The organism is Pseudonocardia humida (genome assembly GCF_023898865.1).
Classification (GTDB): Bacteria; Actinomycetota; Actinomycetes; order Mycobacteriales; family Pseudonocardiaceae; genus Pseudonocardia; species Pseudonocardia humida.
Map to the genome: position 1 here is coordinate 88,972 of NZ_JAGSOV010000039.1, position 12,663 is coordinate 101,634.

Consider the following 12,663-nt stretch of genomic DNA (forward strand, 5'->3'; position numbering starts at 1 on the left):
ATTCTCTCGGGAGCGGAGTGCGTCTTGCGCGTCGTGGCGTTCGGTTACATGACCTGGGGGCGTCGGACGATCGAGGCGGTGCTCGACGCCGGGCACAAGGTCGCGCTGATCGTGACCCACCCGCAGAGCGACAACGCCTACGAGAAGATCTTCAACGAGTCCGTGGCGGAACTGGCCGACGAGCGCGGGATCCCGCTGCTGGTCCGCAACCGGGCGGGCGACGCCGAGGTCCGGGAGGCCGTGCGGGCCGCCGAGGCGGACGTGGCGGTGGTGTCGAACTGGCGGACCTGGCTGCCCCCGGAGGTGTACTCCATCCCCCGGCTCGGCACCCTGAACGTGCACGACGCACTGCTGCCGGCCTACGCCGGGTTCGCCCCGCTGAACTGGGCGCTGATCAACGACGAGCCCGAGGTCGGGGTCACCGCGCACATGATGGACGCCGAGTTCGACGCCGGCGACATCGTCCTGCAGCGGGCCACCCCGGTGTCGGACTCCGACGTCATCACCGACCTGTTCGACCGCACCCTGGCGATGTTCGGACCGATCACCGTCGACGCGCTGGCCCTGCTCGCCTCCGGGCGCACCGACTGGACCCCGCAGGACCGGCGGGCGGCCTCCTACTTCCACCGGCGCACCGACGAGGACAACCGGATGGACTGGACCTGGTCGGCGCGTGAGCTGTTCAACCTGGTCCGCGCGCAGGCCGACCCGTACCCGAACGCCTACTGCTACCAGGGCACCCGGCGTCTGCGGGTGCTCAAGGCGAGGGTGACCGACCAGCCCTACGGCGGCACCCCCGGGCGGATCTTCATCCGGCGCGGCACGGGGGTGGTGGTCGTCGCCGGGGCGCAGGCCCGCCGCGGCCGCAGCCCGGGGCTGCTCGTCGAGCGGGTCCGCCTCGACGACGGCCGCGACGTCGACGCCCTCGACCACTTCACCCGCATGGGCGGCTACCTGACCTCCCACCCGGTGGCGGACTGACCCCTTCCGCCGGACAGCGCCCGCCGCAACCGGTGCCCCCCGGCACCGGGCGTCCCGGCGCGCCCCGCCCCCACCCGCCATCGCCGCGCCCGTCGGGCGCCCGAGGGAGATCCCTGCTGCCATGACCGCGAGCCCGAGCCTCGACGACGTCCTGCCGCTGACCCCGCTGCAGGAGGGCCTGCTCTTCCACCACCGGCTCGACGACGCCGCCGACACCGACGTCTACACCGTCCTCACCGTCGTCGAGCTGACCGGGCCGGCGGACCCCGGATCGCTGCGCGCGGCGGTGTCCCGGCTGGCCGGGCGGCACGCCGTGCTGCGCTCGTGCTTCCTCGCCGAGGACGGCGACGACCCGGTGCAGGTGGTGTTGCGCGCCGTCGAACCGGTGTGGCGGGAGGTCGACCTGTCCGCCGCGCCCGCCGCCGAGCGGGACGCGGCGCTGGAGCGGCTGCTCGACCGGGAGCGGGCCACCCGGTTCGACCTGGCGCAGGCCCCGCTGTGGCGGTGCGTGCTGGTCCGGCTCGGGCCGGACGTGTACCGGCTCGTGCTGGCCAGCCACCACATCCTGGTCGACGGCTGGTCCACCCAGCTGCTCGTGGCCGACCTCGTCGCGCTGTGCCGGGGCGAGGCCGCGGCGATCGGGCACCGCCCGTACCGGGACTACGCCCGGTGGGCCGCGGAGCAGGACCGGGCCGCAGCGCTGGCCGCCTGGAGCGGCGCGCTCGACGGCCTGCCCGGGCCGTTCCTGCTGGCCGGGCCGGGCGCCGGTGGGGCCCCCGAGCTGCCGGCGGACATCGACATCACGCTGCCCGACGCCGTGCAGGACGGGATCGAGGCCCTGCGCCGCACCGTCGGCGTCACCCCCAACACCGTCGTGCAGGCCGCCTGGGGGCTGCTGCTGGGCGGCGAGCTGGGCGGCGACGACGTCGTGTTCGGCACGACCGTCGCGGGCCGCCCGCCCGAGGTGCCCGGCAGCGGGTCGCTGGTCGGCATGTTCGTCAACACGCTGCCCGTGCGGGTGCGGCTGCACCCCGCCGAGGCGGTGGGGGAGCTGCTCGCGCGGCTGCAGCACGAGCAGGCCCGGCTGCTGGAGCACCAGCACGTCGGGCTGGCCGCCGTCCAGCGCGCGGTCGGGGTGCGGGAGCTGTTCGACACGCTGGTGGTCTTCGAGAGCTACCCGCCCGCGGTGGACCGGCCGGGCGCGGGCCGGATCCGGCTGGCCGGCGTGCGGATCGAGGACGCCACGCACTACCCGGTGGCGCTGGTGGCCGCGCCGGCCGGGCGCGGCATCGCGCTGCGGCTGCGCCACCAGCCCGGCCGGGTCGACCCGGCGCGCGCCGGGCTGCTCGCCCGGCGGCTGGTGCGGATCCTCACCCAGGTCGTGACCGACCCGGCCGTCCCGGTCGGCCGGCTGGACCGCCTCACCGCCGACGAACGCCGGCGGGTCGTGCACGACTGGAACGTCACCGCCGCCCCCGCCCCGGCGCGCACGGTGCCGGAGCTGTTCGCCGCACAGGCCCGCCGGGCGCCGCGGGCCCGGGCCGTGGTCGACGGCGGGCGGCAGCTGACCTACCGCGAGCTCGACCTGCGCTCCGGGCAGCTCGCCGCCCGGCTGCGCCGGCAGGGCGCGGGACCGGAGGCGGTCGTGGCGCTGCTGCTCCCGCGCGGCGCGGAGCTGGTGGTCGCGGCGCTGGCCGCGCTGCGCGCCGGCGCGGTGTTCGTGCCCGTCGACCCGGACTGGCCGCCTGCCCGCCGCGACCAGGTGCTGGCCGCGGCCGGCGCCGTCGCGGTGCTGACCGGGCCGGCGCGCCCGGCGGTGCCCGACCGGCCGGTGCTCGTCGTCGACCTGGGCGACTGGGCCTTCGACGACGAGCGCGTGGCCGGCGACCCGCCGCTGGAGGGAGCCCGGCTCGCCTACGTGATGTTCACCTCCGGGTCGACCGGGACGCCCAAGGGCGCGATGCTGCGCCACGACGCCATCGCCGAACGGCTCGTGTGGCAGACCGGCCTGCTGGGCTTCGGCCCCGACGACGCGGCCCTGTTCAAGGCGCCCACCACGTTCGACATCTCGGTCAACGAGTACCTGCTGCCGCTGGTGGCCGGGGGCGCGGTGGTGGTGGCCGCGCCGGGCACCGAGCGTGACCCGTCGGCGCTGCTGGAGCTGGTGCGCGCAGGCGGGGTCACCTTCACCTACCTGGTCCCGTCGATGCTCGACGCGATGCTGGCCCTGCCCGGTGCGGGCGAGGTCCTGCCCGCGGTGCGGCACGTCTGGTGCGGTGGCGAGGTGCTCACCCCGGAGCTGTTCGAGCGCTTCCGGGCGCTGAGCCGGGCCACGATGTACCACGGCTACGGGCCGGCGGAGACCACGATCGGCGTGTCGCACGTGGTGTACCGCGAGGGCGGGCGCCGGATGCGCACCTCGATCGGGCGGCCCAACCCGAACACCCGGCTGCACGTGCTCGACGGCTGGCTGCGCCCCGTCCCGCCGGGCGTCGACGGCGAGCTGTACGTGGCCGGGTCGCTGCTGGGCCGCGGCTACGTCGGCGACCCCGCCGGCACGGCGGCCCGGTTCGTCGCCGACCCGTTCGGCCCACCCGGCACCCGGCTCTACCGCACCGGCGACATCGTGCGCTGGGCCGGGGACGGAACCCTGGAGTTCGTCGGCCGCGCCGACAACCAGGTCAAGGTCGGCGGGATGCGACTGGAGCTGGAGGAGGTCGAGGTCGCGCTGGCCGCGAGCCCGGCGGTGGCCGCCGCCGTGGCCAGCGCCCCGGTCGGCCCGACCGGGCAGCGCCGGCTCGTCGCGCACGTGGTGCTGCAGGCCGGGGCCACGGTCGCCGAGGTCGAGGACTGGGCGCGCTCGGCGCTGCCGGCCTACATGGTGCCGTCGGCGACCGTCGTGCTCGACGCGCTGCCGATGACCCCGAGCGGCAAGCTCGACCGGCGCGCGCTGCCCGAGCCGCGGCACACCGCGTCCGGGCGCGCGCCGGGCGCGCCGGTCGAGGAGATCCTGGCCGGGCTGGTCGCCGACCTGCTCGGCGTGCCCGCGGTGGGCGCCGACGACGACTTCTTCGCCGCCGGCGGCGACTCGCTGCTGGTCACCCGGCTGGTCGGGCGGGTGCGCGCCGTGCTGGAGGCCGACCTGTCGATCCGGCAGGTCTTCGCCGCGCCGACGGTCGCCGGGATGGCCGCGGCGCTGGCCGGCGAGCGCCCGAAGCGGACCCGGCTGCAGCGGGGTGCGCCGGCCCCGGCCGGCGCGGCCGTCGAGGCGCCGATGTCGCACGCCCAGCAGCGGCTGTGGTTCCTCGACCGGCTCGACGGCCCGGGCACGGCCTACACCATCCCGATCGCCTTCGACGTCGACGGCCCGCTGGACCTGGCCGCGCTGCGGCTGGCCTTCGGCGACCTGGTCGCCCGGCACGAACCGCTGCGCACCCTGCTCGACGACCGCGACGGGACCGGTGTGCAGGTGGTCGCCCCGCCCACCGGCGTCCCGATCGAGGTCGTCGACGTCGACCCGGCGCCGGAGGCCGTGCAGCGGGCGGTCGCCCGGGCCGCGGGGCGGGCGTTCGACCTGGCGGCCGAGCCGCCCCTGCGGATCACCGTGCTGCGGCTGTCCCCGGACCGCGCCGTACTGGTCGTGCTGCTGCACCACGTGGCCGCCGACGAGGGCTCGGTCGGCCCGCTGTTCACCGACCTCGCCGCGGCCTACCGGGCCCGCGCCGCGGGGCGCGACCCCGCCCTGCCCCCGCCGCCGGTGCACTACCGCGACTACGCGGTGTGGCAGCGCGCGCTGGTGGACGAGGCGGGCGAGGAGTTCCGCGCCGGGCTGGACTTCTGGCGGGCGGCGCTGCGCGACCTCCCGGCCGAGATGGCGCTGCCCACCCCGGTCCCGGTCCCGGCCGAGCGCAGCGGGGCAGGCGGCCACGTGCTCCAGCGGCTCCCCGAGGAGGTCGCCACGGGCCTGCGCCGGCTGGCCCGGGCGAGCGCGGCGACCGGGTTCATGGTCGTGCACGCGGCGCTCGCGGCGCTGCTGGCCCGGTCGGGCGCCGGCCCGGACGTCGTCGTGGGCAGCCCGGTGTCGGGCCGCGACGACCCCGCCCTCGACGAGCTGGTCGGCTTCTTCGTCAACACCCTCGTGCTGCGGGCCGACGTCTCGGGCGACCCGACGTTCCGCGAGCTGCTCGCCCGCGTCCGGGCCGCCGACCTGGCCGCCTACGCCCACCAGGACGTGCCCTTCGACCGGGTCGTCGACGCCGTGGCCGCGGACCGCGGCACCGGGCGCTCCCCGCTGTTCCGGGTCCTGCTGGCCTACGAGCGCCCGCCCGCGCTCGCCCCGCAGCTGGGCGGGCTGGCCGTGGCGCCCCGCCCGGTGCCGATCACCGCGGCGAAGTTCGACCTGACGGTCACGGTCACCGAGCAGCCGACGGGGGAGCTGGACCTGCGCGTCGAGTACGCCCGGGACCTGTTCGACGCCGACGCCGCGGCCGCGTTCGCCGGGCGGCTGGCCCGGCTGCTCGGCGCCGCGGTCGCCGACCCCGACCGGCCCGTGCGCGCGCTGCCCGTGCTGCTGCCCGGCGAGGAGCCCGCCGTCGCCGCGGCGCCCGTGCCGCAGCCGGCGACCGTGCCGGACCGGATCCGGGCGGTCGCCCGGCTGGTCCCGGACGCCGTCGCGGTCGAGGGCGCCGACGGGGCGCTGACCTACGCGCGACTGCTGGCCCGGGCCGATGAGCTGGCCGGGCGGCTGCGCTCCGCCGGGGTCGGCCGCGGCGACGTCGTGGGGCTCGCGCTGCCGCGCGACACCGGCCTGGTGGTCGCCGTGCTGGGCGTCTGGGCGGCGGGGGCGGCCTACCTGCCGCTGGACCCCGGCCACCCGCTGGAGCGCACCGCGTTCGTGCTCGCCGACGCCGCCCCGGCCGTCGTGCTCACCACCCGGGCCCTGCAGGACCGGCTGCCCGCGACGCCGGAGCGGATCCTGCTGGACGACGCCGACGGGGCGACCGGCTGTGTCGACGGCTGTGTCGACGCCGGTGCCGACGGTCGCGACGTCGCCTACGTCATCCACACCTCCGGGTCGACCGGCCGACCCAAGGGCGTCGTGGTCAGCCACGCCAACCTGGCCGCGTTCGCCGACTGGCTGGACCCGGTGCTCGGACCCGGCCAGCCCGACCGGGTCGTGCTCAGCACCTCGCTGAGCTTCGACGTCTCGCTGCTGGAACTGGTCGGCGCGCTGACCCGGGGCGCCCGGTTGAGCGTGGTCGAGGACGCCGGCGCGCTGGGTGGGCCCGGCGTCGCCGAGGGCGCGTTCGTCAGCACCGTGCCCAGCCTGATGACCGCGCTGCTCGACGGCGGCCACGACGTGCGCCCGGGCGTGCTCGCCCTCGGCGGGGAGGCGTTCCCCGCGGCGCTGCTGGACGAGGTCGGCGCCCTCGTCGGGAACCGGCCGGTCTGGAACTTCTACGGACCGACCGAAGCGACCGTGTACGCGACGGTGCACCGCGCCCGACCGGGCACGGGCTCGGGTCCGCTGGTGCCGATCGGGCTGCCGCGCGGCGCCACGACGGCGCACGTCCTGGACCGGTGGCTGGCCCCGGTGCCGCCGGACGTGCCCGGCGAGCTGTACCTGGGCGGGCCGCAGGTCGCCCAGGGCTACCTGGGGCGGCCGGGGCTGACCGCGACCCGCTTCGTCGCCGACCCGTTCGGGGCGCCCGGCGCGCGGCTCTACCGCACCGGCGACGTGGCGCTGCGCCGCCGCGACGGCACCCTGGAGTTCCTCGGCCGGGTCGACGACCAGGTCAAGGTGCGCGGGCACCGGATCGAGCCGGCCGAGGTCGAGCGCGTCCTGGAGGGCCACCCGGCCGTCGCGCGGGCGATCGTCGTGGCCCGCGCGGACGGCCCCGGCGGGCTGCGGCTGGTCGGTTACGTCGCCGGCCCGGCGGGCCGCGCCCCCGACGCCGACGCGCTCGCCGCGGTCCGGGACGCGGCCGCGGCGCTGCTGCCGGACTACATGGTGCCGGCGGTCCTGGTCGGGCTCGACCGGATCCCGCTGTCGGCCAACGGCAAGGTCGACCGCGCGGCGCTGCCCGCCCCCGACGGACCGGGCGCGCCCACCCCGCGGGCGGACCGGCAGCCCCGCACGGCCGCCGAGCGCGTCCTGGCCGGGATCGTCGCCGAGGTCGTCGGCGTGCCCGCGGTCGGCGTCGACGACGACTTCTTCGCCCTCGGCGGGGACAGCATCCTGTCGATCCAGCTGGTCGGGCGGGCGCGGTCGGCGGGGCTGCAGCTGAGCCCGCGCGACGTGTTCACCCGGCGCACGGTGGCCGCGCTCGCCGCGGCGGCCGGTCCGCCGTCGGCGCACTCCGGGGAACCGGCGGCGTCCGCGGTCGGCACCGTGCCGCTGACGCCGATCATGCGCGAGCTGGTCGCGGCCGGCCCGGTCCCGGCCGGGTACACGCAGCAGCTCGTCGTCGCCACGCCGGCGGGACTGACCCGGGAGGCGCTGGATGCGGCACTGGCCGCACTCCTGGTCGCCCACGACGTGCTGCGCGCACGGCTCGTCGCCGACCGCGGCGTGCTCGACGTCCCGCCGCCCGCCGCCGGGGAGGCGGTCCTGGAACGGATCGGTGCGGAGCCCGGTGACCTCGCCGCGGCGGTCGTCGAGGCGGCGGCCCGGGCCCGCGACCGGATCGACCCGGCGGCCGGCCGGATGCTCGCCGGCGTCTGGCTGGACCGCGCCGGCGCCCCGGGACGCCTCGTGCTCGTGGCCCACCACCTGGTCGTCGACGCGGCCTCGTGGCGGATCCTGGTCGACGACCTGGCCGCCGCGGTCGAGCGGGGCGCCCGCGTCGAGCGGGCGGGCACCTCCTTCCGCGGCTGGGCCCGCGCCCTGCACGCCGCGGCCGCCGGACCGCGGGTGGTGGCCGGCCTCGACCACTGGCGCCGCGTCCTGGGCTCCGCCGAGCGGTTCCTGTCGCCCGGCCCGGTGGACCGGCGCGCGGTCGCCGGCCGGCTCACCCGGACGCTGCCCGTCGACGCCACGGCCGCGGTGCTCACGACGCTGCCCGAGCGGGTGCACGCCGGCCCCGACGACGTCCTGCTCGCCGGGCTCGCGCTGGCCGCCGCGGCCGGCGGGCGGCGCGCGCTCGTCGTCGCCCGGGAGGGCCACGGCCGCGACGAGGAGCTGGTGGCGGGCGCGGCGCTGTCGCGCGCCGTCGGGTGGTTCACCGCCGTGCACCCGGTCCGGCTCGACGTGTCCGATGTGGACGTCACCGACGCGCTGGCCGGCGGATCGGCGGCGCGCCGGGCGGTGACCGGGGTGAAGGAGGCGCTGCGCGCCGCGCCCGCCGGCACCGGCTACGGGCTGCTGCGCCACCTGGTCGGCGCGCTCGACGGGCTCGACGAACCGGAGATCCTGGTCAACTACCTGGGGCGGACCACCGCCTCGACGCGGGCCTGGGCGCCCGCCCCGGAGAACGCGGCGCTCGCGGCCGCCGCACCCGCCGTGCTCACCCACCCGGTGGAGGTCGGCGCCGTCGCCGTGGACGCCGGGCGCGGCGCCGAACTGGAGATCACCTGGACCTGGGCCGAGGGCGTCGACGCGGCCGGCGTCGAACGCCTGGCCGACGGCTGGCTGCGGGCGCTGGGCGCGCTGGCCCGCCACGCCGCCGCCGCACCGACCGGGCACACCCCGTCGGACCTGCTGGTCCGCGGGCTCACACAGGACGAGGTCGACGAGCTCGACCGGCGCCACCCCGGGCTGCGCGATGTCTGGCCGCTCACCCCGCTGCAGGAGGGCCTGCTCTTCCACGCCGAGCTCGCCGCCGCCCGCGGCCCCGACGAGCCCGACGTCTACCACCTCCAGGTGACCGCCGAGCTGCACGGCGTGGACCCCGCGCGGCTGCGCGCCGCGGCCGGGACCGTGCTCGCCCGCCACCCGCAGCTCACCGCGGTCTTCCCCCGCCGCCCCGGCGGCGACGCCGTGCAGGTCGTGCCCCGGCCGGGGCCCGTCCCCTGGCGAGAGGTCGACGTCCGCGGGGCCGACGACCCCGACGGCGAGTGCGCCCGGCTGCTCGACGAGCAGCGGCTGCGCCGCTTCGCCCTCGCCGGCCCGGACCCGCTGCTGCGGCTGCTGCTGGCCCGCCTCGACGACGGGCGGCACGTCCTGGCCCTCACCGCCCACCACCTCGTGCTGGACGGGTGGTCGGTGGCGCTGCTGCTCGGCGACCTGCTCGACGCCTACGCCGCCGGCCCGGACGCGCCGCCGCCCACCTCCGCGGCGCCCTACCGGGAGCACCTGGCCCGGCTGGCCGGGGCGGACCGGGGTGCCGCGGTCGCCGCGTGGCGCGCCGCCCTGCACGGCGTGGAGGAGAACAGCCTGCTCAGCCCGGGCGCGCCGGCCGGGGTCGCCCTGCCGGTCCGGTCCACCCGGGCGCTGCCCGACGGGGTGCGAGCGGCTGCGCGCCGGGCCGGGGTGACGGTCGCGGTCCTGCTGCACACGGCGTGGGGGTTGACGCTGGCCCGCTCGCTCGGGCGCGACGACGTGGTGTTCGGGTCGACGGTCTCCGGCCGGGCGCCGGGGGCCGGGGCGACGATCGGGCTGCTGGCCACCACCGTGCCCGTGCGGGTGCGGCTGCGCGCCGCGGAACCGGTGGACGCGCTGCTGCGCCGCGTGCAGGACGAGCAGGCCGCCCTGCTCGACCACCAGCAGGTCGGCCCGGCCGACGTCGGGGCGGGGCAGGGTCGCGCCTCGGACCTGTTCGACACCCTCGTGGTGGTCGAGAACTACCCCGTCGACCAGGACCGGATCGCGGCCGTGGCGGCCCGGTCGGGGCTGCGGATCGGCGCGGTCCGCACGGCCGACGCCACGCACTACCCGCTGGCCGTGGTCTTCGAGGGCACCGACGGCGCCGACCCCCGGGTGACGCTGGCCCGCCGGCCGGGGGCCGTCGACGCCGACCTGGCGGCTGTGCTGGCCGACCGGCTCGACACCGTGCTGCGCGCCCTGATCGGGGAGCCGCGCACGCCCGTCGGCGCCATTGGGGCGCTCGGCCCGGCCGAGCGCGAACGGGTGCTGCGGACCTGGAACGACACCGCTCGACCCGAGGTGTCCACGTCGGTGCCCACGCTGCTGGCCGCCCAGCGGGCGCGCAACCCCGACGCGGTCGCGCTCGTCGACGGCGACCGCCGGCTGACCCACGCCCAGCTGGGGAGGCGGGTGGCGACCCTGGCCGCCGAACTGCGCGCACGCGGGATCGGCATCGAGGACGTCGTCGCGATCGGGCTGCCGCGTTCGGCGGAGATGGTGGTCGGGCTGCTCGCGGTGATGGCGGCCGGCGCCGCCTTCGTGCCGCTCGAACCGGAGTGGCCGGCGAAGCGGCGCGCGGACCTGCTGGCCGAGTGCGCGGCCGCGCTGGTGCTGACCGGGCCCGGCGGCGTGGCCGACGCGCCGGTGCCGACGCTGGCGGTCGACCTCGACCGGCTCGCCCGCGCCCCTCGGGACCTGCCGCACATCCCGATCGACGGGCGCCAGATCGCCTACGTCATGTTCACCTCCGGGTCGACCGGCCGGCCGAAGGGCGTGATGATCCGGCACGAGGCGATCTGCGCCCGGCTGGGCTGGCAGCGCGAGCTGCTCGGCTTCGGCTCCCCCGACGCCACCCTGTTCAAGGCACCGCTGTCGTTCGACATCTCGGTCAACGAGATCCTGCTGCCGCTGGTCTGCGGCGGCCGGGTGGTGATCGCCGAACCGGGCGCCGAGCGCGACCCCGAGCGCCTGCTGGAGCTGATCACCACCGAGGGCGTCACCTTCGTCTACCTGGTCTCGTCGATGCTCGCGGCGCTGCTGGACGTCCTCGACGAGGACACCGGCCGGGCGGGAACCGGGTTCGGCGGCCTGCGCCACGTCTGGTGCGGCGGCGAGGTGCTCACCCCCGAGCTGTTCGCGCGCTTCCGGGCCCGCACCGCGGTGACGCTCTACCACGGCTACGGCCCGGCGGAGACCACGATCGGGGTGTCGCACGTGGTCTACCGCGACGGCGCCGACCGCATCGCCACCTCGATCGGGCGGGCCAACCCCAGCACCCGGCTCTACGTGCTGGACCCGCACCTGCAGCCGGTCGGGGTCGGCGTGGCCGGGGAGCTCTACGTCGGCGGCTTCCTGGTCGGGCGCGGCTACGCCCGCCGGCCCGGGCTGACCGCGACGCGCTTCGTCGCCGACCCGTTCGGCCCGCCCGGCGGGGTGCTCTACCGGACCGGGGACGTCGTGCGCCGCGCGCCCGACGGGACCCTCGACTTCCTGGGCCGCGCCGACCACCAGGTCAAGATCCGCGGGATGCGGGTGGAGCCCGAGGAGGTCGAGGCCGTGCTGGCCACCCACCCGCGCGTCCGCGCCGCCGCCGTCGTCGCCCGGCCCGACGCCGCGGGCCGGCCGGCTCTGCACGGCTACGTCGCCGCGCCCGGTCTGGACGCCGGGGAGCTGCGTGCCTGGGCGGGCGGCGAGCTGCCTGCGCACCTCGTCCCGTCCGCCCTCGCGGTGCTGGACGCGCTGCCGCTGACCCCGAACGGCAAGCTCGACCGGCGGGCACTGGCTGCGATCGACCCGTCCGGCGGGGGGAGCGGCGGTCCGGGCACCCCGGTCGAGGCGGTGCTCTGCGCCGTCATGGCCGAGGTGCTCGGCCGGCCCGAGGTCGGCCCGGACGACGACTTCTTCGCCCTCGGCGGCCACTCCCTGCTGCTGCTGCGGGTGCGCGCCCGCATCCGCGAGCGGCTGGGCCGCGACATCGGCATCGCGACCCTGTTCGCCGTCCCCACCGTGCGCGGCCTCGCCGCCCACGTCGAGGCGGAGCAGCCCCCCGACGGCGCGGCCGCGCTGTCGCCGGTGGTCCCGCTGCACCGCGGCGCCGACACCGAGCCGCCGCTGGTCTGCGTGCACCCGGCCGGCGGGATGAGCTGGCAGTACGCCGGGCTCAAGCGCGTGCTGCCGTCGCGGCTGCCGATCCTGGGCGTGCAGTCCCCGGAACTGCTCGGCGGCACCGCTCCCACCGGGTCGCTGACCGCGCTGGCCGCGAGCTACGTCGACGAGCTGCTGCGGGTGCGCCCGCACGGGCCCTTCCGGTTGCTGGGCTGGTCGTTCGGCGGCTGCATCGCACACGCCATGGCCGTCGAGCTCCAGGCGCGGGAGCACGAGATCGAGTTCCTGGGGCTGCTCGACGCCCTGCAATTCGACCCGGCCCACGACACCGTGCCGGCCGACGGGAGCGCCGCGCTGGTCCGGCTGCTGCGCGACACCGGCTACCCGCTCGCCGGGCCCGACCGGGAGGGCCTGACGGTCGCGCGGGCCACCCGGATCGTCCGCGCCGCGGGCGGCGTGCTGGGCGGGCTCGACGAGCGCGCGGTCGCCGCCGTGGTGCGCAGCTTCGTGGCCGGGGCCCGCATGCGCGCCGGGGCCGAGTACGGCGTGGTGCGCGGCGACGTCCTGTGCGTCGACGCGCTACGGGCCGACGACGGCACCCCGGCGACCCGGCGCGCGTCGGCGGCCTGGGCCCCGCACGTCGCCGGCCGCCTCGACGTCGTCGGCGTCGACTTCCGGCACATCGACCTGCTCACCCCCGCGGCGCTCGACGAGATCGCGCCGCTGATCACCCCACGCCTGACCCTGCGGGAGGACCTGCGATGACCGACGGC

The 12,663-nt window shown here is 78.0% G+C and carries 2 protein-coding genes; both read left to right on the top strand.

Translation table 11 applies throughout. The annotated features are described in order from the left end of the window. Positions 1 to 24 precede the first annotated feature (24 nt). The gene (locus tag KDL28_RS18595) at positions 25 to 981 is read left to right on the top strand and encodes a methionyl-tRNA formyltransferase (protein ID WP_252440350.1); all 957 of its coding nucleotides are present in this window, start codon (positions 25 to 27) and stop codon (positions 979 to 981) included. Between the two features lie 121 nt (positions 982 to 1,102). Beyond that, positions 1,103 to 12,655 carry a non-ribosomal peptide synthetase gene (locus KDL28_RS18600; protein WP_252440352.1) on the top strand — a complete coding sequence of 3,851 codons (11,553 nt, stop codon included), beginning with the start codon at positions 1,103 to 1,105 and terminating at the stop codon, positions 12,653 to 12,655. Positions 12,656 to 12,663 lie beyond the last annotated feature (8 nt).

Bases quoted from the DNA above. Each gene is read 5' to 3' on its own strand.
- KDL28_RS18600 (WP_252440352.1), top strand. From the start codon at position 1,103: ATGACCGCGAGCCCGAGCCTCGACGACGTCCTGCCGCTGACCCCGCTG.